Below are 24,462 nucleotides of genomic sequence, written 5' to 3'. Positions count from 1 at the left end.
CCGGGCTCAGCCCACCGCCTTGATGAGCTTGTCGCGCCCCGCCTTCGCGAGCATGGAGGCGACGGCACACGAGGCGAGCCGCGCCGGTTCCGAATCGGCCCGGCTCGTGAGGATCACCGGCACCTTCGTGCCCAGCACGATGCCCGCCGCATAGGCGCCGCCGAGGAAGGTCAGGCTTTTCGCGAGCATGTTGCCCGCGTCGAGGTCGGGCACGATGAGCACGTTGGCGCGCCCCGCCACCGGCGAGACGATGCCCTTGATGCGCGCGGCCTCGGCGTCGATGGCGTTGTCCATCGCGAGCGGGCCGTCGAGCACCGCGCCGGTGATCTGGCCGCGATCGGCCATCTTGCAAAGTACTGCGGCGTCGAGCGTGGAAGGCACCTTGGCGTTGACCGTCTCCGTCGCGGAAAGAATGGCGACGCGCACCGCCGGCATGTGCAGCGCGTGCGCAAGATCGATCGCGTTCTGCACGATGTCGGCCTTCTCCTCGAGCGTGGGCGCGATGTTGATCGCCGCGTCGGAAATGATCAGCGGCTGCGCGTGGCCCGGGATGTCCATCACGAAGCAATGGCTGATGCGCCGCGAGGTGCGCAGCCCGCCTTCGCGGCGCACGACGGCACCCATGAGCTCGTCGGTGTGCAGGCTGCCCTTCATCAGCGCATCGACCTCGCCGCGCAGCGCCATGGCCACGGCCGCGTCGGCCGCGGCGTGGCTGTGGGGCGCATCGACGATCGCGATCCTGGAGAGATCGATGCCGGCCTCTTGCGCGGCCGCCTCGATCTTCGCGCGCGGGCCCACGAGCGTCGGCACGATCAGGCCCAGCGATGCCGATGCCAGCGCAGCTTCCAGCGACGCCGCGTTGGCAGGGTGTACCACCGCGACCCGCAGCGAGGGCAGGCCGCGTGCGGCGGCGATCAGGCGGTCGTAGTGCGGGTGGGCAGCGGGTGTGGAAGACGCCATGCGGGCTCCTGGATGAATGGGACGGTGCGCCTGCAACAGTACAGGATGTGATTCCGGGAGCCAAACGCCGGCTCTGGTAGTTCTTTTTACGCATGCCGTTCGGCACTGGTTGCGCACGAACCCCTCGATTAAGGTGCGTGCGCTGAAGCGTTGTGCTCCAGAAAAAAGGCCGCCGCCACTGTGTCACCAGCGCCGGCACCGCCTGACCGTGATTCGTTGCCGTCCTCCAGCAGGGAGGGCGGCTGGTTCCAATGTGCCCCGGCGGGCACGCAATTTTCGAGGGAGTTGATCTCATGGCAGTAGACATGTTCATGCGCGTCGAGGGCGCGAACGGCGAATCGAAGGACTCGAACCACAAGGAGTGGACCGACATCAAGTCGTTCGCATGGGGCGCCACGCAGCCCGGCAACATGGTCAGCGGCGGTGGCGGCGGTGTCGGCAAGGCCAGCTTCAACGACCTGCAGGTTCTGGCGCGCATCGACAAGGCGGCACCCTCGGTGCTGAAGAACTGCGCGAGCGGCAAGCACCTGAGCAAGGTGGAAGTGTCGGTGTGCAAGGCCGGCGGCTCGCAGATCGAGTACACGCGCGTGACGCTCGAAGAGGTGCTGGTGACCTCGGTGCAGTACACGGCCGAGCAGGGCTCCGACGCGGTGTTCGTGCAGTACGCCTTCCAGGCCGCGAAGGTGAAGCAGCAGTACTGGGAACAGACCGACAAGGGCGGCAAGGGCGCCGAGACGGTGCTGGGCTGGAACATCAAGGAAAACAAGGAGGCCTGAGCTCCCTTTGCCCGGCGCGGTTTGCCGCTTGCGCGGCACGCGCCGGGATCGCATTGACCAGGGAGCTTTACAGGAATGACCCGCAGTTTCATCGCCCACAGTGCGCTGGGCGAGCGCCTGAAGTTCCGCTCGATGACGGGACAGGAGCGCATTTCCACGCTGTTCGAGCACCGCGTGCGGCTCATCAGCGACATGCCCAACATCCAGCCCCGGAGCATGCTGGGGGAGGACATGAGCATCGAGGTGAACCTCGCCACCGAACTCGGCGGCGCCGGCAGCCGCTTCCTGAGCGGACAGGTCACGCGCTTCGCCTACATCGGCAAGGACGACGGCGACATGTGTGTGTACGAGGCCACGCTGCGCCCCTGGCTGTGGTACGCCACCCGTCGCTCCGATTTCAGGATATTCCAGTTCAAGACCGCCCCGCAGATCCTGCAGGAGGTGCTCGCGCCCTACGGCTTCGCCATCGACGCGCGTCTGAGCGGCAGCTACCGCACCTGGGACTACTGCGTGCAGTATTCGGAGAGCGACTTCGACTTCGTCAGCCGGCTCATGGAGCAGGAGGGCATCTACTACTTCTTCTCGCACGCGCAGGGCAGCCATCAGCTGGTGCTGTGCGACGGCGCCGACTCGCACACCGACCTGCCCGCCGGTCCGGTGAGGGTGCCTTATCACGCGGGCGTGCTCGCCGCGCAGATCCTCGAGCAGGACTTCATCGACAGCTGGAGCCATTCGGAGGACATCGCATCGGGCAACTTCGCGGCCGACGACTACGACTTCAGGAAGCCGAACGCCGAGATAGACACCGTGCGCCAGCAACCGGCCGGCCACAGCCGCGACAGCTTCGAGATATTCGACTGGCCCGGCGGCTACACCGAGCTGGCCGACGGCGAGAACTACGCGCGCCTGCGGCTGGAGCAACTCGCTGGGCGCCGCGAGCTGGTGAGCGCCGAGGGCAACCTGCGCCACATGGCGCCCGGCTACCTGTTCGAGCTGGCGCGCCACCCCAACGCACAGGAGAACCGCCGCTACCTGATCGAGGCTGTGACCTACGACTTCCAGGAGAACGCGCTGCGCGTGGTCGGCGCGCCGGACGCGGCCTACAGCGAGTCGACCAGCAGCACCAGCTATCGCCAGAGCTTCGAGGTGCTGCCCGACAGCGCGCCGTACCGCCCCGCGCGCGTCACGCCGAAGCCGCGTACCACCGGGCCGCAGACCGCGGTGGTGGTCGGCCCGGCGGGCGAGGAGATCCACACCGACCAGTACGGCCGCATCAAGGTGCAGTTCCACTGGGACCGCTACGGCAAGCGCGATGAGAACTCGTCGTGCTGGATCCGCGTTTCGCAGACCTGGGCCGGCAGCAACTACGGCGCGATGCACATCCCGCGCATCGGCCAGGAGGTGATCGTCGACTTTCTCAACGGCGACCCCGACCATCCGATCGTCACCGGCTGCGTCTACAACGCCGCACAGATGCCGCCGTGGGAACTGCCGCGCCACAAGACCCAGACCGGCTTCCAGACCCACTGGAGCAAGGGTGGCGGCGGCAAGCACATGCTGCGCTTCGAGGACAGCCGCGGCACCGAGCACATCGAGCTGTCGACCGACCACGGCAACACCCACCTGCACATGGGCTACCTGATGAACCAGGGCTCGGGCGTGCAGCGCAGCTACGGCTTCGAGCTGCGCACCAACGAGTGGGGCTCCATCCGCGCCGACAAGGGCCTGCTGCTGACCACCTACACGCAGGACTTCGCGCAGAAGACCTCGCGCGACAACCCCGACGGGCACGAGCAGATGGGCGCCACGCTCGCGCAGAGCAATGCGCTCATGCAGGCGGCTGGCCAGGCCGTGGCTGCCACCAAATCGCTCGTGAGCGCCATGGCCCAGGGCAAGAACCAGACGCTCTCGGGGCTGGTGCAGGGCGTGCAGTCCCTCGGCGGCATGTCGCAGGCCGTTGCCGCGCTGGCGGCCGGCGGATCTCCCGAGGCCGGCGTGTCGGACGACCCCGATCCGGCCATGGCCGACGCGCAGCAGATGCTCGACCTCTCGCGCAAGATCGACAAGCCCGTGGTCTCCATCGTGAGCCCCGAGGGCCAGACGATGATCAGCCCCCGGCCGATCGTGGTGAGTTCGGGGCAGAGCGTGTCGATGCGCTCCGTCTCCGCGCTGACCATGACCACCGGCGCCCAGCTCACGCAACTCGCCGCCAAGGGCATGCTCACGCAGGTGAGCGAGGGCGGGCAGATCAACGTGGTGTCAGACGGCGACATCGTCTCGCACGCCAGTGCCGGTGCGATCAACCTCGTGTCGAAGACCGACGCCTCCGTCACCTCCACCGCGGCCAATGCGAACCTCATCGGGCAGAAGTCGGTGGTGATCCAGGCGGCGGAGCAGGACGTGTTCGTCACCGCCAAGACCAGCATCTCGCTGATCTGCGGCAAGTCGTCGATCGTGCTGCTGGCCGATGGCACGGTGAAGATCAACGGAGTGAAGGGGCTGGTGAACTTCACGGACAACCTCGACCAGCGGGGCGGGAAGATCTTCCTGAACTGCGATGCGCCCATCGGCAGCCAGGCCGAAGAAGCCGTGGCGGAGGAGGACGTGCCAGTGGCGCCCGCGGCCGCTGCCACGTCTGCGCAAGCCTCGGAGCATGCCCTGCCCGCGGCGTCGCCGCCGGGCTATGTGACCACCGGCCTCGGCAAGGGCGTCGATGCGATTGCAGCGCGGTCACCCACGCTGCAGCGGCAGCTCAAGTTCCTGCAGGGCGACAAGTGGTCCATCAGCTACGGGCCTGCGGGCGGGGGCACCTATGCCAATACCAATTCGGGCATCAAGAAGATCGTGATCGACGGTGCCTATCAGAAAGACCCGTACAAGACCGCCGCGTCGCTGTCGCACGAGGTCGGGCACGCGATGTATTCGTACAGCTTCAAGCCCGATATTTCCTCGAAGACCGCGTACGTCAACGGCATGCTCGGTTCCGAGGGCGAGGCTGCGCTGAACCAGATCCAGGTGCGGCGCGAGGTCTGGCGCGCGGCCAAGGTCGACATCCTCAAGGGGGCCGACCCCGCGAACGTGGAAGCCTTCAACGATGCCTACAACATCTGGGCGAAGGGGGGCACCCGCGAGGCTGCGAGGGCCGCGGCCGGCAAGTACTACGGCACGCTCACCACATCGACCACCGGCGAGCAGTACACGCAGTACTACGGCAAAGGCTATGACAAGAAATATGCCGGCAAGCACTGAACCATGAATCAACAAGCTACGACGACCCTCACGCTCTGGCAGGCCATCGGGACGCTTGCTGCGCAGTTGCCGTTCTCCACGCAGAACGTGGGCCGCACGTTGTCGACCACCCTGGCCGACACGCATGCCGCTGGCGGCAACGTGTTCCAGTTCTTCGAAGGCACGCCGGTGCACCTTGCGGATGGCGCCGAGCTGGCGCGCATCGACCTGCGCATCAAGCGTGAAGACGCAAGCCAGGGCTTTCTGGTGCTGGAGCTGAAAGGGCGCTGCGTGCCGCTGGCCGAAGTGCGCCAGCACTACGCCGCGCTCGAAATCACCGACGTGCCGCGCGGCCGTTCGCTCGACGAGGCGACCACTTTCACGGCAACGCCCGACTGGGGCCGGCTGTCTTTCGGCTTCACCGAGCGCAACCCGGACTGCCTGGCTTTCGTGGCCTTCGATCCCGCATAGAACACCCGCATGGAACACTGCAAGAAAGCAGCCCGATGAAGTACCACATCCAGGAAGGCCAGTTCGACATCCCCGAAGACGGCCGCATCGACCGCTCGATGAACATCCTCGCGATGCCCGACGGCTCGGGCACCACGCTCATCGTGAGCCGCGACGCGCTGCGGGCGCAGGAAACCCTGCCGCAGTTCGTCGCGCGGCAGATGAACGACCTGACGCGCCAGGTGAGCCAGCTCAAGGAGGTGTCGCGCACCGACATCGCCGTGGGCCCGGCCATCGCGAGCCTGCATGCCATCGAGCTCGTGACGCAGTTCAAGCAGAACGGCCAGGCGCTGCATCAACGCCAGGCCGTGTTCCTGCTGCCGCAGAACCCTGGCGGCAGGAGCGTGCTGATCCTCACGGCCAGCAGCCCCGTGCCTTTCGATGCCGAGGCGATCGCGCTGTGGCGGCGCGTGCTCGAAAGTTTCCAGCCGAGGGCCTGAGGCGCCATGGCCGGCCAACCAGCTGCACGCCTGCACGACCCCATTGCCCACACCAACGCGCACGCGCGCTTCTGGGCCAAGTTCGCGGGCGGGCTGATCGGCGGCATCGCCGTGGGCTTCGCGGTGGGCGTGGCGGCGGCCGCGGTAGTCGGCACCGGCGGGCTTGCCGGGCCGCTGGTGGCGGGCGCGGTGGTCGTGGGCGCGCGCATGGCCGGCGGCTACGTCGGCGCGAGCCTGGGCGAGTCGATCGCCGATGCGCTGGTGCCCGAGACGCTCACCGTGACCGGGATCATCACCAGCGGATCGTCGGACGTGTTCATCGGCGGCAAGGCCCTGGGCGCGGCCCGGGCCTCGCCCGATGCTCCCATGGACACGGTGAGTTGCAAGAACGACTCGCCGCAGATTCTTCTTGCCGAGGGCGCGGAGACCGTGTTCATCAACATGGGCGTGGCCTCGCGCAAGGACGACCACACAGAGTGCGGCGCGAAGGTCTGCGAAGGGGCGCCCACGGTCTTCATCGGCGGCCCGACGGCGCGCGTGCGCGATGTGGCCGACGAGGTGCCGCTCATCTCCAAGGTGCTGGTGACCATCTTCAACGTGGTCATGATCTACCGCGGCCTGCGCTGCCTGCCCAAGCTTGCACGGCAGGGCAAGAACGCGCTGCCTTGCCTGATCGAAGGGGCGGTGGGGCTTGGCATGGGCATCCACGGCATGGTCAGCTCCTTCGGCAACCCGGTGCATGCGGCCACGGGCGGCAAGTTCCTGGGCGGCGAGAGCGAACTCGACTTCAGCCTGCCGGGGCCGCTGCCCATCGCATGGCAGCGCTTCTACAGCAGCCACGACCTGCGCCGCGACGGCCCGTTGGGGCAGGGCTGGAACCTGCCCTATTCGATGGAACTGCGGCTGGGCAGCGACGACGAAGGCAAGCCCATCGTCACGCTCATCGACGAGCAGGGCCGGCCGATGGTGCTGCCCGACATCGAACCCGGCGCGCGGCAATACAGCCTGCGCGACGGGCTCGACCTGTGCCGCAGCGAAGGCGGCCACTACTTCATCCATGTGCCGGGCGGGCTGTTCTTCCTGTTCGAGCCGCCGGTCGATGGCGAGCCGCGCGCCCGGACGCTGAAGCTCGCGCGGCTGGAAGACCGCAACGGCAATTTCATCGACCTGCGCCACGACGCGCTGGGCCGGCTGGTCGAGCTGACCGACAGCACTGGCCGGCTGCTGGCGCTCGAGTACGCGGGCGAGAGGCGCCGGCTGGGTGCAGTGCGACTGGCCGCCGGCGCACCCGGCGAGCTGCCGGGTCTGCTGGTGGCCTACAGGCACGACGCCGAGGGCCGGCTCCTCGACGTGACCGATCGCAACGGCGTGGTGGTGCGCCGATTCGGCTACGACGCCCAGGGCCTCATGAACTTCCATGCCGACGCGGCAGGGCTGGAGTGCCGCTACGAGTGGCGTGGCGAAAGTGGCGAAGCGTACGTGGTCCGCCACTGGACCAATGACGGCGAGAGCTACACCGTCCAACGCATCCCGCCTGCCGCCGATGACGCACTGGGCGAAACACTGGTCGTCGATCAGGTCGGCCGCGAGTACGCCTGGCACTGGAATGCCGACCATCAGGTCACCGACTACATCGACGCGGCGGGTCGTCAATGGCATGCGCAATACAACGAGCTGCGCCAGCTCGTCGCCATCACCGAGCCCGGCGGTGCCACCACGCGCTGCACCTACGACCCCATGGGCTTCATCGCCAGCCGCACCGATGCGCTGGGCCGCACGCAGAGCACCGGCTGGACCGAATCCGGCGAGCCCTGGCGCCAGACCCTCGCGGACGGCAGCACCTGGACCTACGCCTACAACGACCAGGGCAACCTGGTGCGCGAGACCGACCCGCTGGGCCACACCACCGAGTACGCCTATGACAGGCGGGGCCTGCCGATCGTGGTGACCGACGGCAAGGGCGGCACCAACCGCATGACGTGGAACGATTGCGCGCAGCTGCTTTCGCTGATCGACTGCTCCGGCAAGACCACGCGCTACACATACGACGGCTGGTGCCACCTGCAGACCGTGACCGACGCCATGGGTCAGCGCACGCGATTGACGCACGACGCCATGGGGCGCCTGCTGTCGGTGTCGCAGCCCGACCAGAGCCACCAGTCGTTCCGCCGCGATGCGGTCGGCCGCATCGTCGCCGCCACCGATGCGCTGAGCCGCAGCACGCAGTTCGCGCTCGGCCTGCGCGGCCAGCCGCTGGTGCGGCAGGACGCCGAGGGTCGCCGCATCGCCTGGCACTACGACAGCGCCCAGCGCCTGCAGGCGCTCGTCAACGAGAACGGCCTGCATTTCGAGTTCGTACGCGACGCCGCCGACCGCGTGGTTGAAGAGCGCCGCGTGGGCGGCACGCGCGTGCAGGTGGAATACGACGCCAACGGCTGGCCGGTGTGCATCACCCATGTACCGGGCATCGGTGACGACGACCTGGCACTGCATGACGGCGCCGAGCCTCATCGGCCGGCCGGACCCCTGCGCACCGAACTGCTGCGCGACGCCGTGGGCCGCCTCGTCGAGAAACGCACCGGGAGCCACCGCTACCGCTACAGCTATGACCAGCTGGATCGCCTGACCGAAGCAACGAAGCTGGAAGCGCCGCAACCCGGTAGGGGCGGCGAGCCGCGTGCGCTGCACCGCACCGTGTTCGTCTACGACAAGCTCGGGCGGCTCGTCGAGGAGACGGCCATCGACGAGCTCACCGGCGAGACCCACATCCTGCGCCACGCGCACGACGAACTCGGCAACCGCACGCAGACCGTGCTTCCCGCCATCGCGTCGCAGCCGGGCGTGCAGCGCGCATTGAACTACCTGTACTACGGCTCCGGGCATCTGCACCAGGTCAATCTGTCGCGGCAGCATGGCGACGCGCCCGTGGTGCACCAGCTGATCAGCGACATCGAGCGCGACGATCTGCACCGCGAAGTGGCGCGAAGCCAGGGTGCGCTGCACACGCGCTTTGCGCTGGACCCACAGGGCCGGCGAACCGCGTCGTGGTGCCGGCCCGGCGGGCTGGATGCGGCATTCACCACGCAAGACCCGAGCTGGCGCCAGGCCATCGACGCCGCGGGCACCCCTGGGGCTCGCCTGCTCGACGGGCTGATGAAGGAATACAGCTACGACCCCGTGGGCGAACTGCGGCAGAGCCGGCATTCGCTGCAGGGCACGACGGGGCACAGATACGACGCCACCGGCCGCATCGAAGAGAGCGTGCGCAGCGCGGCTGCCGCTAACAGCGAGCGCTTTGCCTACGACCCAGCAGGCAACCTGCTCGACGCATCAACCGCGCCCGGCTACGTGCGCGACAACCTCGTGCGCGTGTTCGAGGACAAGCGCTACAGCTACGACGGCCACGGGCGGCTGGTGCGCAAGCTGTCGGGCAGGCACACCGACCAGCGCTTCGAATGGGACGACGAAAGCCGCCTCGTGGCCGTGCACACCACGCGGCGCCCGGGCACGCCCGAAGCCACCACGCAGGTCACGCGCTTCGACTACGACGCGATCGGGCGACGCGTGGCCAAGCACGATGCGTTCGGCAGTACGCGGTTCATCTGGGAGGGGATGCGGCTGATCGAGGAGCGCAGGGGCTCGCATGTTGTGAGCTATGTGTACGAGCCAGATAGCTACGTACCGGTGGCGCGGCTGGATGCGAAGGCTGAGCCCGCCCAGGCATCGGCCGGGGCGCAGGTCCTTCACTTTCACAACGACACCGCTGGCCTGCCGGAAGAACTGAGCACCAACGAAGGCCAGCTATGCTGGCGCGCGAGCTACAGGACATGGGGCGCGACCGTTGCCGAGCAATGGGAAGTCACGGCCTTGGACGGCCGGCCGACACCCGGCGCGCACAGCGCAACAGAAGCCATTGCGCAGAACCTTCGCTTCCAGGGCCAGTACCTGGACCGCGATACAGGCTTGCACTACAACACGTTCCGCTTCTACGACCCGGATATAGGGCGCTTCATCAGCCCTGACCCGATCGGGCTTGCGGGTGGCGATAACCTGCATAGCTACTCGCCAAATCCCGTTGGCTGGATCGATCCGCTCGGGCTGTCGCCAGATTATCCGGTCTCAGCGAACACCGCACTTCCTGACGTGCAGACCCGTGGCATTCACGTCAACGTCGGCGTTCCCAACAGCAAACCCATTCACGTGGGGTTGCGGCCCGACCATACTGGCGGCATCGGTCTGGTGCCGGCCGACCCGAGAGCGAGGGCCATTGCGCAAAAGAACCCGGCGCAGTGGTCGAAAATCCAGCAGTCCGTCAACTCTTGGCTCCAGAATCCTTCGAACGCCAAGAAAATGGCGGACACCGCGGGCGCGGCAAAGTCGGCATTCACGCGCCAGGGGGCCGAGTTCGCGCACCTGGAGCGCAATCTCAAGAAAGGCATCGGATGTTGAAGCAAACCATTGCGGGGCAACTCGACCTGATGCGCTACCTCGAACGGGGCGCCGTGCATCTGGCTGCCGGCATGAGCATTCCGCAGGAGGCCGCTTGCGAGCAAGAGGCAGACGAGCAATGGCGAACGGGCTCGGGGGTCGTCTACACCTTCGACTTCGACGGCTGGAGCGTCAACCTTCACTTCGACAGTGACGGACGCTTTTCGCACGACACTATCGACTTTTTCGGCGATTGCGACTTGCCCGGCTTCGCGGACATCGCTGGACCGTCGCAAGTCGCGTTCGCCGTCGAGGGTGCGGCAAGCTTCGACCTGGGCGATGAGCAGGTGGTTCTGCTTCCATCTGGCGTCACGGCTCATTTCCGCAAAGGGGAGGGCGACGTGCTGGTGCTGACGAAGCTTGCTGGTGTTCTGCTTCCATACATTGCGCTCGCGGACTATTACCGCTCGATGCTGCAGCGTTGAGCGTGGCCCCCGATGCACCCATGGAGAAGAGCTCTTTGAAGAACACGCTGCCGTCGATGCTTCCACCGTTCATCATGGACGCGATTGCACAGCCCATCGGCTGCGTGCATGAGCACGCGCTGTTGGTCGCCGGCTTGGGTGCTGCGCTGTCGAACGGCTTGGGCATTGCATTCGTTCTGGACGACGACATGAACTACAACCCCGCGCAGTCGCTGACGTGCAAGCTGTCGGGCCGGGATGCGGTGTTGAAGAAGCGTTTCGAATTCGATGTTCGCTTCTACATCTCGTCGAAGGCGCCACTGTTTGCCGTCTACTGCTTCGACAGGAAGTGGGGCATGGTTGACCGAGGCGATGCCAATCATCCGATCGATTCGGCGAGGTTGCCTGAAGTGGCGAGGGCTTCGATCGACAAGGGCCGGGCCGTGCTTGCGGCGCAGGGGCTGCAGGAAGTGACCCACCCGTATTTCTTTCTGCCTTCACCGGGCTGTACCACGCAGCTCGACGGCTTGCCGGCGAATGTGCTTGAGAGCCTGTTCGCCGAGATCGTTTGATGAACCTCTGAACTTGCCATGGCGGCGCGTTCTGCGACTGACATTCAACTCCATGAGCGCACGACCCCTGCACTGCCGTCATTGATTGCGGACGCCCTGTTGAAGCCCACAGACAGTGCGCAGGGCTACGCGGCACTCGTCATCGCATTGAAGGCATCGTTGTCCGCCGCTTGCTGCAACAGTGCTTGAAAAAAGTTTAACCAGGCAGTTGACGATTGTGTAAAGACTATTTACAGTCCATCCCACTCAACGCCAACAGGACCCAACGTGAACGCCGCAACGATCCGCATCTACAGCACTTGCCCCGCATCCGGCAACGTGTTCGTGCGCGTCGCTTCGCACGATGGCCTCGGCCTGCAGCCGCTGCTGCAGCAGCAACTCAATCAACTCCCGTATCCGATGTCCAACCCGCAGGCCGACCTGTGGCCGTGCGATTACCAGGATCAGGTGCAACCGGGTGGAGGACGCGCATAGGCGCAGACCTCCCAAGCTCTCTTTCTCTCGAACAGAAGAGGCCCGGACACCGCGAGGTTCCGGGCCTCTTCGTTTTCATGTCATTCGTTCACGAGCAGCGATCGTGCTGCCCGCGCAAGGTTCGAACCTTGTGAGTGCTCCTTAAAAATTCGCAGCAGCCACAAACATTTTCTTTTCAGCCCCGGTGACGCAACTGGTAGACGTGTCCGCCTTAGAAGCGGAATTCTGGGAGTTCGAGTCTCCCCTGGGGCACCAATTTCTCTGGGTGTAGTGTCAATCTGGTAGACGGCCTGCCTTGGAAGCAGGAGGCTGCAGGTTCAAATCCTGCCACCCAGACCATCTTTTCTCTTTCGCTTTTTCTTGTGCGTGTGTAGCTCAACTGGCAGAGCACTGGACTCCAAACCCAACGGTTGAAGGTTCGAATCCTTCCGCGCGCGCCAACCAATTTTTGCCGGCCCTTCGCCTAGTGGTCCAAGGCACCGGGTTTTGATCTCGGGATCCAAGGTTCGAATCCTTGAGGGCTTGCCAGCTTTTCTTCTCTTTCTCTTTTTTCGTTCCGCTAACTCAGTGGCCAGAGTGCCTCCCTGTCCAGGAGGAAGCCAGGGGTTCGACTCCCCTGCGGAACGCCATTCATCGATCGACTTTTCCTTTCGATGGATCGTGAGCAGCACTGGCGACTGCAGCGGGCCGTAACCCCGTCTCCTTCGGGAATACTTCGTTCGACTCGAAGACGATCCACCACCAACGCCATCAGCAAGCTCGATCTCGGCGCGATAGCAAAGCGGCAGTGCAGCGGATTGCAAATCCGTCCAGCCCGGTTCGACTCCGGGTCGCGCCTCCATCCATAGATATCCTTCAACCCATTTTTCCCCGGTAGCTCAGCTGGTAGATGCGGCGTACTGTTAATGCGCAGGTCACACGTTCGATTCGTGTTCGGGGAGCCAACCAACAACTCAACGACAGCAACGCAGAAGGAGCGCCGAAGCATGAAACCCCAGGTTCAGCCGAACAAGATCGTCGTGCTTTCGGGCTCCGGCGTCAGCGCCGAGAGCGGCCTGCCCACCTTCCGCGATGCCAAAGGCCTGTGGAACAGCTACTCGTGGCAGGAACTCGCCAGCCCCGAAGGCTGGCAGCGGCACCCGGAGGCGGTGCTGGCCTTCTACAACGAGCGGCGCGAGAAGGCATGGCAGGCGCAGCCCAACGCGGCCCACATGGCCATCGCGTCGCTCGAGGCGGCATACGAAGTCGTGATCGTCACGCAGAACGTCGATGCGCTGCACGAGCGTGCCGGGTCGCGCAACGTGGTGCACCTGCACGGGCAACTCGCCTACGCGCGGGGCACCTCGGAGCCCGAGCCGAAGCGCTATCGCATCGATGACAATCCCATTGCCATGGGGCAACTCTGCGAAGACGGCACCCAGCTGCGGCCCGACATCGTGTGGTTCGGCGAGGCGGTGCAGCACTTCGAGGAAGCCGAGGAGCACGTGGCGACTGCGGCGCGCGTGTTGGTGGTGGGCACCTCGCTCACGGTCTATCCGGCAGCGTCGCTCGTGCGGTACGCGGACCGCGGCGCCGAGAAAGTGCTTGTCGCGCTCGACATCGAAGAGGTGCCGCGTGGCTTCACCTTCCTGCAGGGCAGGGCGACGGACATGGTGCCTGCGCTGGCTGCCAGGTGGTTGAGCGAAGCGGGCTCGTAGTTCATTTGGATGCCTGCAATCAAAGGCCCGTCATCGTTTCGATGGCGGGCTTTTTGCGTTTGGCGGGAAATGGGCGAGGGACCATTGCATTTCCATTCGTCGGACTGCAGCAACCAGTTCGTCGCTCGCACTTTCTTGTGTTGATCCGAGTTTCAGGGGGCGCGCCTGATAGGCGCAGCGCCGTGATTTGCCTCCTGACCGTCGCTACCGAAATTCTTGTGCTGATTCCGTGAATGGGTTCACGACGCTGCACGATTAGAATATACGCCAATGGCGTACTCTTGCGCGCATGCTCACCGTCGTTGAAACCCCAACCTTCCAGAAGCTATGGCCGAACTACTGGACAGAGGAAGAGCGAGATGAGTTTGCAGCCTACATCTCCGAGAACCCTGATGCCGGAGATCCCGTCCAGAGGTCGGGGGGCGTGCGCAAGGTCCGATGGAGCCGAGCCGGATCGGGCAAAAGCGGCGGAGTGCGGGTTGTGTACTTCAACCGCAAGAAGCCCGGTGAAGTGGTCCTGTTGTTGATCTACGCCAAAGCGAATCTCGATTCGATCTCCGGCGAAACCTTGAAGGAGTTGCGCGATGCCGCAGAAAAAGCCAATGAGTGATGCCGAGCTGGCCGCTTTCGAAGCGAGCCAGGACTTGGAGGCATTGCTTGTGCAGTCGGCACGCGAAATGGGTGCCGGGAAGACGCGCAAGGTATATACGCCTGTCGTTGCTGCACGCGAGAACACTGGCCTGTCGCAAGCCGGCTTTGCCAAATTGCTCGGCGTGTCGGTGCGCACTCTGCAGCAGTGGGAGCAGGGTCGCCGCGAACCGACAGGCGCCGCAAAGACGCTGATCGCCATTGCAGAGAAGATGCCTGAGGCACTCAGGGCGGTCGATCCGGACTACAAGGCGCCGAGACGTGCACTTGGCCGTGCGAAGGCCAGGCAGATCAAGGCCTGAGCGCCAACCCCGCGACGATCGCAGTCATGCGCAAAGTCGGCGCGATCCCCAATTTGTTCACTGCATGGAGCCGTCCGCCAGCACGGTTCTCCCATACATTTGAACGACCGCCGCGCCTCACGGCGGGACATCGATGCACACCGCAGCGATGTCGATGTGAGGCACAAAAGGCGACGGCCAAGGTGCGCTAACACCATGGCCGTCTGACCAATCAACGTGCATAACCTTCGAAAGAGAGCACATCAAGTGGCTGATCAAATTATCGCCGGGCAAGACGCGCCCACCTCCCACGGCGCAATCGCCTCATCCGACGCGGCAGATCTTCTTGAGAAAAAGTTGTCCCAATTGCAATCTCTGCTGAAGTGTTGCTACGGGGACGGATGCGATTGGTTCGACGCGATCGGAGCGACGCACCGAGACCGCGTCATGTGGATCGCCGCAGACTTGGCTGACGATGCGGCGCAGCTCTCTCAGGAGCTGCTGAAGCAGATCAATGCAGGCGACCCGCCCGGGGCCATGAGCGCATCTGCGGCTTCGGCCTGATCTCCGATATGCGGCCCGGCTTGAGGGCTGCAAACAAAAAGCCCCGCTATCGAAAAAATAGCGGGGCTTTTGATTTGGTGCCGGAGAGATGAATCGAACACCCGACCTTCTCATTACGAATGAGCTGCTCTACCGACTGAGCTACACCGGCGAAGCCTCAGATTATAGCCAAGAAATCAGGCCTTCTCTGCGTGGTACTGCGTCAAACGCTCAACTTCGTTTCTAGAACCCAACATCACGCTCACCCGCTCGTGCAGTTTGGTGGGCTGCAGGTCCAGGATTCGCTGCTTGCCGTTGGTGGCGGCGCCGCCGGCCTGCTCGACCAGCCAGCTCATCGGGTTGGCCTCGTACATCAGGCGCAGCTTGCCGGCCTTTTCGGGCTCGCGCTTGTCCCAGGGGTACATGAAGACGCCGCCGCGCATCAGGATGCGGTGCACGTCGGCCACCATGCTGGCGATCCAGCGCATGTTGAAGTCCTTGCCGCGCGGGCCTTCCTTGCCGGCCAGGCATTCGTCGATGTAGCGCTTCACGGGCTCGTCCCAGTGGCGCATGTTGCTCATGTTGATCGCGAATTCCTTGGTGTCGGGCGGAATCTGGATGTCTTCCTGCGTCAGCACGAAGCTGCCCTGCTCGCGGTCGAGGGTGAACATGGCCACGCCGTTGCCCACGGTCAGCACCAGGGTGGTCTGGGGGCCGTAGATGCAGTAGCCGGCGGCCACCTGCTGGGTGCCTGCCTGCAGGAAGTCGCTTTCCTGCACGCCGGGGTGGTCGTCGGGCTTCTTCAGCACGCTGAAGATGGTGCCGATGCTGACGTTCACGTCGATGTTGCTGCTGCCGTCGAGCGGGTCGAACATGAGCAGGTATTCGCCCTGCGGGTAGCGGTTGGGCACCACGTGGATGGATTCCATTTCCTCGCTGGCCATGGCCGCGAGGTGGCCGCCCCATTCGTTGGCCTCGATGAGCACTTCGTTGGCGATGATGTCCAGCTTCTTCTGGATCTCGCCCTGCACGTTCTCACTCTCGGCCGTGCCGAGCACGCCGCCCAGTGCGCCCTTGTTGACGGCCTGGCTGATGCTCTTGCAGGCGCGCGCGACCACTTCGAGCAGCAGGCGCAACTGGCCGGGAATGAGGCCGTCGGCGCGCTGCTGTTCGACGAGGTAGCGGGTGAGGGAAATCTTCTGGGCCATGGGATATGTCCTATGCAATGTTGAGGGTCTGTTCGCGAAACACCGCGGAACCGGCTTTGCCGGGCCGCAGGTGTTGCCCCCTGCAAGGGGGTTGGCGAAGCGACACGAAGTGCGCGAAGCCTGGGGGTGTGCTCAATTTCCTGCAAGAGCGCGGGTCACCACTTCGTGCGTGTCCTTGCTCAGGTCCGGCTTGGCCGCCACACGGGCAATCGCCTCGCGCGCGGCGCTGCGGTAGGGCTCGGCCAGCTTGCTCCAGCGGTCGAGCGCGCGCGCGAGGCGGGCGGCGACCTGGGGGTTGATGGCGTCGAGCTCGATCACGCGCTCGCTCCAGAACACGTAGCCGGCCGCGTCCGGGCGGTGGAAGGCGCCGGGATTGGCGCTGCAATAGCTGAAGATCACGCTGCGTGCGCGGTTCGGGTTCTTCAGCGAGAAGTCGGGGTGCTTCATCAGCTGCTTCACCAGCGGCAGGATGTCGCCGCCGCGGTCGGGGGCGCCGGCCTGCAGCGAGAACCACTTGTCGATGACCAGCGCCTCGTCCTTGAAGATGGCGTGGAAGCGCGCGAGCGCCTGTGCCGCCAGCGTGTGGCCCGACGACACCAGCGCGTTGAGCGCGTTGAAGCGGTCGGTCATGTTGCCCGCGTCCTTGAAGCGCTGCAGCGTCTTGCCCGGCCACACGACGTCGCCCGAGGAGCGCGCCGCCAGGCACAGGAAGTTGAGCGCCATGCCGGCCAGCGCGCGGCGGCCGGAAGAGGTCGGATCGGGGCTGTAGGCGCCGGTGTCGTGGTTTTGCTCGTAGGCCCACTCCCAGTCGGCAAAAAGGGCCGTGGCCAGCTGGGCGCGCATGGCTTCGCGCACGAGGTGCACGCGCTGCGGGTCGACCACGTCGAGCTGCTCGGCGATGTAGGTTTCCGAAGGCAGCGTGAGCACCAGTTCCTTGAAGGCGGCGTCGAGCTGCGGGTTGCGCAGCACGCTGCGCATGGCGTCGATGTAGGCGTCGTTCAGCACCGGCGTGGTGTCGGTGGCGAGCGCGGCAATGCCTTGCAGCGCGGCGCGCAGGCCCAGGCGCTGGCCGGCTTCCCAGCGGTTGAACGGATCGGGGTCGTTGGCCAGCAGGGTGAGCAGCTGGGCGTCGGTGTACTCGAAGTCGAGGATCACCGGTGCGCTGAAACCGCGCAGGATGGAGGGCACCGGCTCGGCATCGAGGCCCGTGAAGGTGATCTGCTCGCCAGCGCGGGACAGCACCACGGTGCGGGTGCCGTGCGTCGCTTCGCTCTCGCCTTCGAGCTGTAGCGGCAGCTCGCGCCCGCTGGCGTCGAGCAGGCCGATGTTCACCGGAATGACGAAGGGCTCCTTGGTCGGCTGGCCCGGCGTGGGCGGGCAGCTCTGCACCACGCTCAGGGTGTAGCTGCGGTTCTGCGCGTCGTACACGCCGTGGGCGGCGAGGCGCGGCGTGCCGGCCTGGCTGTACCAGCGCTTGAACTGGGGCAGCAGGCGGGCCAGCTCAGATTCAGGGTTGGCGTCGGCGATCGCCTGCGCGAAGTCGTCGCAGGTCACGGCCTGGCCGTCGTGGCGCTCGAAATAGAGCGTGATGCCCTTCTCGAAGCCCTTGCGGCCGACCAGCGTCTGCATCATGCGCACCACCTCGGCACCCTTCTCGTAGATGGTGACGGTGTAGAAGTTGCTGATCTCGATGTAGCTGTCGGGCCGCACCGGGTGGGCCATGGGGCCGGCGTCCTCGGGGAACTGGGCGGTGCGCAGCACGCGGACGTCCTCGATGCGCTTGACGGCGCGCGCCGACGCGTCGGCGCACAGGTCCTGGCTGAACTCCTGGTCGCGGAAGACGGTGAGGCCCTCCTTCAGCGAGAGCTGGAACCAGTCGCGGCAGGTCACGCGGTCGCCGCTCCAGTTGTGGAAGTACTCGTGGCCGACCACGCTTTCAATGTTGCTGTAGTCGGCGTCGGTGGCGGTGGCCTGGTTGGCCAGAACGTACTTCGTGTTGAAGATGTTCAGGCCCTTGTTCTCCATGGCACCCATGTTGAAGTCGCTGGTGGCGACGATCATGAAGCGGTCGAGGTCCAGCGGCAGGCCGAAGCGGGCCTCGTCCCACAGCACCGAGTTGATGAGCGAGTTCATCGCGTGCTCGGTCTTGTCGAGGTCGCCGGCGCGCACGTACACCTGCAGCAGGTGTTCCTTGCCGCTGCGCGCCTTGATGCGCTGCTCGCGCGCCACCAGCTTGCCCGCCACCAGGGCGAACAGGTAGCTGGGCTTCTTGAACGGGTCGACCCACTTGGCGAAGTGGCGGCCCTCGGGCAGCTCGCCCTGCTCGACCAGGTTGCCGTTCGACAGCAGCACCGGGTAGGCCGCCTTCGAGGCACGCAGCGTGACGGTGTACATCGCCATCACGTCCGGACGGTCGAGGAAATAGGTGATGCGGCGGAAGCCCTCGGCCTCGCACTGCGTGAAGAAGGTGTCCTCGCTCACGAACAGGCCCATCAGCTTGGTGTTCTTGATGGGGCAGCAGGTGGTGAAGATCTCGAGCTCGAAGCTGTCGGGCAGGCCGTCGATGACGAGCTGCTCGCCCTCCATGCGGAACGATGCGCCCTGGCCATTGACCAGCACGCGCGCCAGGTTGAGCTCGTCGCCGTCCAGGCGCAGCGGCTGCACCGGCACCTCGGGGTTGCGGCGCATCTGCATGCGGTTGAGCACGCGGGTCTTGGCGGGGTCGAGGTCGAAGGTCAGGTCGACGGTGTCGATCCAGTAGGCCGGAGCGGCGTAGTCTTCGCGGCGGATGGCGATCGGTTGGCCTTGGGCACCGCGAACATCAGGTAGCAGCATCGAGGGTCTCCAGAAATTTCGAATGGGCGAGTTCGTCGTAGTCGCGAACCGCGGCGATCACATGGGGGCCGGCCAGCTCGGCGGCGGTATGGGTGCTGCAGACGGCCACGGCGCGCATGCCGCCGCGGCGGGCGGCCTCGATGCCGAAGGGGGCGTCCTCGAAGACGATGCAGCGCTCGGGCGCAATGCCGATGCGGCGCGCGGCTTCCAGGAAGATGGCGGGCGTGGGCTTGCCGGAGAAGCCTTCGTCGCCGCCCACGATGGCCAGCGGCAGCGGGTCCATCTTCAGGCGCGACATGGCGAACTCGATGTTGTGCCGGTCGCCGGCCGTGCCGACGGCCACCTTCAGGCCACGCGCAACAGCTGCCTTGGCGAAGGCCGTGAAGCCAGCCACCTCGGTGAAGTTGTCGCTGAACATGGCGCGGTAGATCTCTTCCTTCTCGTGCACCAGCGTCAGGCACTCATCGTCGGAGAGCTCGCGCTGGAACAGCTCGCGCATGCACTCGGCGCCGGTGCGGCCCGTGGTGCGCGCCAGGATGTCGCTCACGTCGAGCTTCAGGCCGTGGCGCGCCACGAATTCGACCCACGACCGCGCATGCCAGGGCATGGAGTCGATCATGGTGCCGTCCATGTCGAAGATGAAGGCTTCGACCTTGCCACCCTTCAGGCCTTGCAGGCTCATCGGTATCACACGCCCTGCTTGAGGGAGGCCTCGATGAACACGTCGAGGTCGCCGTCGAGCACCTTCTGCGTGGCCGAGACCTCGACGTTGGTGCGCAGGTCCTTGATGCGGCTGTTGTCCAGCACGTAGCTGCGGATCTGGTGGCCCCAGCCCACGTCGGTCTTGCTGTCTTCCAGCTTCTGCTGTTCTTCCTGGCGCTTGCGCATCTCGTGGTCGTACAGGCGCGAGCGCAGGCGCTTCCAGGCCACGTCGCGGTTGCTGTGCTGGCTGCGGCCGTCCTGGCACTGCACCACGATGCCGGTCGGGATGTGCGTCAGGCGCACGGCCGAGTCGGTCTTGTTGATGTGCTGGCCGCCGGCGCCGCTGGCGCGGAAGGTGTCGGTGCGTACGTCGGCCGGGTTGATCTCGATCTCGATGGAGTCGTCGATCTCCGGGTACACGAAGATGCTGGCGAAGCTGGTGTGGCGACCGCCCGAGGAGTCGAAGGGCGACTTGCGCACCAGGCGGTGCACGCCGGTTTCGGTGCGCAGCAGGCCGAAGGCGTAGTCGCCTTCCACCTTGATGGTGGCGCTCTTGATGCCGGCGGTGTCGCCGGGGGTTTCGTCCTCGAGCTGGGCCTTGAAGCCCTTGCGCTCGGCGTACTTCGTGTACTGGCGCAGCAGCATGCTGGCCCAGTCGCAGGCCTCGGTGCCGCCGGCGCCGGCCTGGATGTCGATGAAGGCGTTCAGCGGGTCGGCCGGGTTGTTGAACATCCGGCGGAATTCGAGCTGCTTGATGTCGGCTTCGAGCGTGGCGGCGTCATCGGCGATGGCCTGCAGGCCGGCGATGTCGCCGTCTTCCTTCGACATCTCGTAGAGCTCGGTGTTGTCCGACAGGCCGCTGGTGAGCCGGTCGAGCGTGACGACCACGTCGTCGAGCGCCTTCTTTTCCTTGCCCAGCTCCTGGGCCTTCTTCGGGTCGTTCCAGACGTTGGGATCTTCGAGCGATGCGTTGACCGTCCTCAGACGTTCGGCTTTTGCATCGTAGTCAAAGATACCTCCGTAAATCGACCGTGCGGGCGCTCAGGTCCGCGAGCATTGCGCCGATTTGGTTGATTTGTTCTGCGTCCATGGGGTGTCCTGACTGTCTTGCTATGTAGGGGAGGGTGTCCCGGGGGAACCCGCCATTTTCTCACGGGTGACAGATGACCCCGGAAGCAGCGTTATTCAAGCTGGAAGTCGACGCTGATCGTGGCCGTGATGCTGATCTGGCCGACCGACAGGTCGCCTTCTGCGCTTTCTCCGCCTTCGCCCTGGCCGCCGGAGCGCGGGGCGACCTGCATCACGTTCTGCTGCATCAGCTGGCCCTCGTTTCGGTAGCGGCCGGCCCAGCCGCCCCAGTTCCAGCCGGAGCTCTCGCTGATGCGCATCGCGCGGCCGCGCTTCACGCCCAGCTGGGAGGTCAGAGCGTCGGCCTTCTCGCGCGCCGCGATCACCGCCAGCTCGCGGGCCTTGTCGCGGTGCTTGCGCATGTCGGTGTTGCGGAATTCGATGTTCTCGACCTGGTTGACGCCCACCGCGTACAGGTCGGTCAGCAGCGGCTCGAAGGTGTCGAGCTTCGTCACCTTGATGCCGATGCTCTTGTGGGCCACGTAGGCCTTCGGGACGGTATAGCTGCTCTGGTAGTCGTACGTGGGCTGGACGTCGATGTAGTTGACCTGCACGCTCTTCTCGGGGATGCCGTAGCGCTTGATGACCGCCAGCGCCTTGGCGATGCGCTCCCGGTTGTCGGTCGTGGCGACCTGCAGGTTCTTGTCCCGGCTCTCGACGCCGACCGTGAGGTAGACCTCGTCCGGCGCCACGCGCACGGCGGCCGAGCCGCTCACGCTGATCTGGCCGGGCGCCAGGTTGCCGGCTTCTCTGAGCGCGGGCTGCGCCGGAGCGGTGGTCGCGGCGGCCAGCGCGAGGGCGCCCAGGCCGGCGGAAAAGGTGCGTCGAGAGAACATGGAAAGGACCCTCCGGGTTGATGAAGCCCGAAAGATACCTTCAGACACATGTCAAGCGTAAAAAGAAAAGCCCCCGGGGCGCGGCGCGGGCGCACAGGGGGCAAGGGGGACAACCGGGGTGCGTGTCAGAACGCCGGAACCAGCGAGCCCTTGAACTGGGTCTCGATGAAGCTCTTCACCTCCGGCGACTGGTAGGCCGCGACGAGGCGCTTGGCCCAGGGCTTGTCCTTGTCGGCGCGGCGCACGGCGATCAGGTTGGCGTAGGGGCTCTTGGGCGATTCCTTGATCACCGCGTCCTTGTTCAGCGACAGGCCGGCCTTCTCGGCGTAGTCGTTGTTGATGGAGGCGATGGTCAGGTCGTCCAGCGAGCGCGGCAGCTGGGCGGCGTCGAGCGCGACCAGCTTCAGCTTCTTGGGGTTGGTGACCACGTCCAGCGGGGTGGCGTTGTTGTTCTTCACCGCCTCGGGCTTCAGCGTGATGAGGCCGGCCGACTGCAGCAGCAGCAGGGCGCGGTTGCCGTTGGACGGGTCGTTCTGGATGCCGACCGAGGCGCCGTCGGGCAACTGGTCGATGGACTTGATCTTGCGCGAATAGAAGCCCAGCGGGGCGGTGATGGTCAGGCCCACGGGCACGATGTCGAAGCCGCGCGCCTTGTTCTGGTTGTCCAGGAAGGGCTGGTGCTGGAAGGCGTTGGCGTCGAGGTCGCCAGAGGCCAGGGCGGCGTTGGGCAGCTGGTAGTCGTTGAACACCACGACCTGGATGTTCAGGCCGTCCTTGGCGGCGACCTTCTTGACCACCTCGAAGATCTGCTCGCCGTTGCCGACGGAGACGCCGACCTTGAGCGTGTTCTTGTCCTGCGCGAAGGCGGTGTTGCCGGCGAGGAGGGCGGCAGCCAGGGTGGCGAGGGCGAGGGTACGGCGGCGGAAATTGGTATGCATGTGCTTGCGCGAATCGAAAAAAACGAAGGCGCGAATGTGGCATTGCCCGGGGCGGAAGGGAACGAACCAATCTGCATATCGATATGGCATGTCGCGCTCGCCACAGACTTCTCTTATGTGCATATTCGTATAAACAGCATCCTTTTTGTTCGTTCCCTTTCGCTGCGTTTCTTTTCATACTCGGCACCTTTTTGCGAACCTACGCGACCTGCGCCACCCGCGCGGGCCGCGCTTCTTCTCCATGACCCACCCTACGCCTGACCAGGGCCGCGGCGATCACGCGGCGCCAGTCATCCGTCTCCAATCGGTGCAGAAATCCTTCGCCTTGCCCAACGGCGAGGTGTTCGACGCCGTGCAGTCGCTGTCGCTCGACATCCAGCAGGGCGACGTGTTCGGCCTGATCGGCAAGAGCGGCGCCGGCAAGTCCACGCTGCTGCGCCTCATCAACCTGCTGGAGCGGCCCGACGCGGGCCGCGTCTTCGTCGGCGGGCGCGACCTCACCACGCTCTCGCGCAGCGAACTGCGCGACACGCGCCAGAACATCGGCATGATCTTCCAGCAGTTCAACCTGCTGCAGAACGCCACGGTGTTCGACAACGTGGCCTTCCCGCTGAAGATCCACGGCCGCCACTCCAAGGCCGAGATCGACGCGCGCGTGCGCGAGTGCCTGGCCCTGGTCGGCCTGGCCGAGAAGATCGACACCTACCCGGCCCAGCTTTCCGGCGGCCAGAAGCAGCGCGTGGCCATCGCCCGCGCGCTGGCGCCGCGCCCGCAGGTGCTGCTGTGCGACGAGCCCACCTCGGCGCTCGACTCCGAAACCACACGCTCGCTGCTGGAGACGCTGCGCGACATCAACCAGAAGATCGGCGTGACCATCGTGATCGTCACGCACGAGCTGTCGGTGGTCGAGGTGCTGTGCCGCAACGTGGCCATCCTCGAAAAGGGCCGGCTGGTGGAGCAGTTCGCGGTCGACGCGGCCGGCGAGGCCGAACGCAAGACCGCGCTGGGCCGCGAGATCGACGAGCTGGTGCGCCGCCGCGAGCGCGAGGCGCGCGAATCGCGTTCCGCGCAGCCGTCTGCCCAGGTTGGCGCACAGGAGCTGGCCTATGTTTGAGAACATCGCCCCCATCCTTCCCGAGCTGTGGGTCGCCACCGGCCAGACCTTCATGATGCTGGCCATCGGCCTGTCGGCTGCCGTGCTGATCGGCGGTCCGCTGGGCATCCTGCTGTTCCTGCTGGGCCCAGGCCAGTCGCTGGAGAACAAGCCGGCGTTCCTGGTGCTCAACTGGCTGGTGAACACGGTGCGCTCGTTCCCCTTCATCATCCTGCTGGTGGCGCTGGTGCCGTTCACGCGAGTGATCGCGGGCACTTCCATCGGGCCGCTGGCGGCCGCGGTGCCGCTGTCGTTCGCGGCCATTCCCTACCTGGCGCGGCTGGTCGACCAGTGCCTGCGCGAAGTGCCGCGCGGCGTGATCGAGGCGGCCCACGCCATGGGCGCCACCGAGCTGCAGATCGTCTGGCGCGTGCTGCTGGTGGAGGCCCGCTCTGGCCTGGTGCTGGCGCTGACCGTGCTGGCCGTGAGCTTCCTCTCGTACTCGGCCGTGGCCGGCGTGGTGGGCGGCGGCGGCATCGGCGACCTGGCCATCCGCTACGGCTACTACCGTTTCCAGACCGATGTGATGGTGCTCACCGTGGCGCTGCTCGTGGTGCTGGTACAGATCCTGCAATTCGCCGGCAACGCCACGGCACGCAGGCTCGACAAGCGTTGATTCCTCTCTTTTTCCTTCCAGCTTT

At 65.6% G+C, this 24,462-nt stretch carries 21 protein-coding genes and 8 tRNA genes; 21 read left to right on the top strand and 8 right to left on the bottom strand.

Going from position 1 to position 24,462, the window contains the following annotated elements:
• Positions 1 to 6: 6 nt before the first annotated feature.
• Positions 7 to 960, bottom strand: coding sequence for a phosphate acetyltransferase (locus FHT32_RS24925; protein ID WP_176667263.1), 954 nt, complete (start codon positions 958 to 960; stop codon positions 7 to 9).
• A gap of 293 nt (positions 961 to 1,253) precedes the next feature.
• Between FHT32_RS24925 and FHT32_RS24920 the strand changes: the two genes are divergently transcribed.
• From FHT32_RS24920 to FHT32_RS24830, 19 genes are all read left to right on the top strand, one after another.
• On the top strand, positions 1,254 to 1,736 hold the full coding sequence (locus FHT32_RS24920) for a type VI secretion system tube protein Hcp (RefSeq protein WP_097198611.1): 483 nt from the start codon (positions 1,254 to 1,256) through the stop codon (positions 1,734 to 1,736).
• 75 nt (positions 1,737 to 1,811) lie between these two features.
• Positions 1,812 to 4,985: a type VI secretion system Vgr family protein gene (locus FHT32_RS24915; RefSeq protein ID WP_176667262.1), complete on the top strand. Its 3,174-nt coding sequence runs from the start codon at positions 1,812 to 1,814 to the stop codon at positions 4,983 to 4,985.
• Positions 4,986 to 4,988: 3 nt separating this feature from the next.
• Positions 4,989 to 5,435: a hypothetical protein gene (locus tag FHT32_RS24910; RefSeq protein ID WP_176667261.1), complete on the top strand. Its 447-nt coding sequence runs from the start codon at positions 4,989 to 4,991 to the stop codon at positions 5,433 to 5,435.
• Between the two features lie 35 nt (positions 5,436 to 5,470).
• A complete protein-coding gene (locus FHT32_RS24905) occupies positions 5,471 to 5,914 on the top strand; it encodes a DcrB-related protein (protein ID WP_176667260.1) in 444 nt (147 codons plus the stop codon).
• Positions 5,915 to 5,920: 6 nt separating this feature from the next.
• Positions 5,921 to 10,363 (top strand): RHS repeat-associated core domain-containing protein, encoded by a 4,443-nt coding sequence (locus tag FHT32_RS24900; protein ID WP_176667259.1) that lies wholly within the window; start codon positions 5,921 to 5,923, stop codon positions 10,361 to 10,363.
• Positions 10,357 to 10,827, top strand: coding sequence for a hypothetical protein (locus tag FHT32_RS24895; RefSeq protein WP_176667258.1), 471 nt, complete (start codon positions 10,357 to 10,359; stop codon positions 10,825 to 10,827). Before FHT32_RS24900 ends, FHT32_RS24895 begins: the two co-directional genes overlap by 7 nt.
• Positions 10,828 to 10,862: 35 nt before the next feature.
• On the top strand, positions 10,863 to 11,378 hold the full coding sequence (locus FHT32_RS24890; protein WP_218088390.1) for a hypothetical protein: 516 nt from the start codon (positions 10,863 to 10,865) through the stop codon (positions 11,376 to 11,378).
• Between the two features lie 267 nt (positions 11,379 to 11,645).
• Positions 11,646 to 11,852, top strand: coding sequence for a hypothetical protein (locus tag FHT32_RS24885; protein ID WP_176667257.1), 207 nt, complete (start codon positions 11,646 to 11,648; stop codon positions 11,850 to 11,852).
• A gap of 178 nt (positions 11,853 to 12,030) precedes the next feature.
• Positions 12,031 to 12,107 (top strand) — tRNA-Leu (locus FHT32_RS24880).
• A gap of 6 nt (positions 12,108 to 12,113) precedes the next feature.
• Positions 12,114 to 12,191, top strand: a tRNA-Pro gene (locus tag FHT32_RS24875).
• Between the two features lie 25 nt (positions 12,192 to 12,216).
• Positions 12,217 to 12,292, top strand: a tRNA-Trp gene (locus FHT32_RS24870).
• 12 nt (positions 12,293 to 12,304) lie between these two features.
• Positions 12,305 to 12,380: transfer RNA gene (locus tag FHT32_RS24865), tRNA-Gln, on the top strand.
• 25 nt (positions 12,381 to 12,405) lie between these two features.
• Positions 12,406 to 12,481: transfer RNA gene (locus tag FHT32_RS24860), tRNA-Asp, on the top strand.
• Positions 12,482 to 12,619: 138 nt separating this feature from the next.
• Positions 12,620 to 12,693 (top strand) — tRNA-Cys (locus tag FHT32_RS24855).
• 26 nt (positions 12,694 to 12,719) lie between these two features.
• A tRNA-Asn gene (locus FHT32_RS24850) sits at positions 12,720 to 12,796 on the top strand.
• A gap of 42 nt (positions 12,797 to 12,838) precedes the next feature.
• Entirely contained in the window at positions 12,839 to 13,549 is a 711-nt protein-coding gene (locus FHT32_RS24845; RefSeq protein WP_176667256.1) for a Sir2 family NAD-dependent protein deacetylase, read from the top strand.
• Between the two features lie 289 nt (positions 13,550 to 13,838).
• A complete protein-coding gene (locus FHT32_RS24840; protein WP_176667255.1) occupies positions 13,839 to 14,159 on the top strand; it encodes a type II toxin-antitoxin system RelE/ParE family toxin in 321 nt (106 codons plus the stop codon).
• Entirely contained in the window at positions 14,134 to 14,499 is a 366-nt protein-coding gene (locus FHT32_RS24835) for a helix-turn-helix domain-containing protein (RefSeq protein ID WP_176667254.1), read from the top strand. The genes FHT32_RS24840 and FHT32_RS24835 overlap by 26 nt, the downstream gene beginning before the upstream one ends.
• Positions 14,500 to 14,745: 246 nt before the next feature.
• The gene (locus tag FHT32_RS24830) at positions 14,746 to 15,042 is read left to right on the top strand and encodes a hypothetical protein (RefSeq protein ID WP_371132250.1); all 297 of its coding nucleotides are present in this window, start codon (positions 14,746 to 14,748) and stop codon (positions 15,040 to 15,042) included.
• Between the two features lie 75 nt (positions 15,043 to 15,117).
• Here FHT32_RS24830 and FHT32_RS24825 read toward each other — a convergent pair.
• The 7 genes from FHT32_RS24825 to FHT32_RS24795 all read right to left on the bottom strand — a co-directional run bounded on the left by FHT32_RS24825 (position 15,118) and on the right by FHT32_RS24795 (position 22,668).
• Positions 15,118 to 15,193 (bottom strand) — tRNA-Thr (locus FHT32_RS24825).
• Positions 15,194 to 15,218: 25 nt separating this feature from the next.
• Entirely contained in the window at positions 15,219 to 16,229 is a 1,011-nt protein-coding gene (locus tag FHT32_RS24820; protein WP_176667253.1) for a class 1 fructose-bisphosphatase, read from the bottom strand.
• Positions 16,230 to 16,361: 132 nt separating this feature from the next.
• Positions 16,362 to 19,064, bottom strand: a complete 2,703-nt coding sequence (gene pepN / locus FHT32_RS24815; protein WP_176667252.1) for an aminopeptidase N — start codon at positions 19,062 to 19,064, stop codon at positions 16,362 to 16,364.
• Positions 19,051 to 19,746 carry an HAD family phosphatase gene (locus FHT32_RS24810; RefSeq protein WP_176667251.1) on the bottom strand — a complete coding sequence of 232 codons (696 nt, stop codon included), beginning with the start codon at positions 19,744 to 19,746 and terminating at the stop codon, positions 19,051 to 19,053. Before FHT32_RS24810 ends, pepN begins: the two co-directional genes overlap by 14 nt.
• A 5-nt stretch (positions 19,747 to 19,751) precedes the next feature.
• Positions 19,752 to 20,856, bottom strand: a protein-coding gene (prfB, locus tag FHT32_RS24805) for a peptide chain release factor 2 (RefSeq protein ID WP_176667250.1) whose coding sequence is annotated in 2 segments (ribosomal slippage) — positions 19,752 to 20,774 and positions 20,776 to 20,856 — 1,104 coding nt in all. Because the reading frame shifts where the segments join, the coding sequence is not laid out codon by codon here.
• A gap of 91 nt (positions 20,857 to 20,947) precedes the next feature.
• Positions 20,948 to 21,730, bottom strand: coding sequence for an SIMPL domain-containing protein (locus FHT32_RS24800; RefSeq protein ID WP_176667249.1), 783 nt, complete (start codon positions 21,728 to 21,730; stop codon positions 20,948 to 20,950).
• A gap of 125 nt (positions 21,731 to 21,855) precedes the next feature.
• Positions 21,856 to 22,668: a MetQ/NlpA family ABC transporter substrate-binding protein gene (locus tag FHT32_RS24795; protein WP_176667248.1), complete on the bottom strand. Its 813-nt coding sequence runs from the start codon at positions 22,666 to 22,668 to the stop codon at positions 21,856 to 21,858.
• A gap of 241 nt (positions 22,669 to 22,909) precedes the next feature.
• On the opposite strand from FHT32_RS24795, the gene FHT32_RS24790 reads away from it, so the two are divergent.
• Positions 22,910 to 23,782 (top strand): methionine ABC transporter ATP-binding protein, encoded by an 873-nt coding sequence (locus FHT32_RS24790; RefSeq protein ID WP_176667247.1) that lies wholly within the window; start codon positions 22,910 to 22,912, stop codon positions 23,780 to 23,782.
• Positions 23,775 to 24,437 carry a methionine ABC transporter permease gene (locus FHT32_RS24785; protein ID WP_093200265.1) on the top strand — a complete coding sequence of 221 codons (663 nt, stop codon included), beginning with the start codon at positions 23,775 to 23,777 and terminating at the stop codon, positions 24,435 to 24,437. The genes FHT32_RS24790 and FHT32_RS24785 overlap by 8 nt, the downstream gene beginning before the upstream one ends.
• Positions 24,438 to 24,462 lie beyond the last annotated feature (25 nt).

Source organism: Variovorax sp. SG517 (assembly GCF_013376045.1).
Lineage (GTDB): Bacteria > Pseudomonadota > Gammaproteobacteria > Burkholderiales > Burkholderiaceae_C > Variovorax.
Note: the sequence above shows the minus strand (reverse complement) of the source record. Positions and strands in the feature narration are given on the sequence as shown.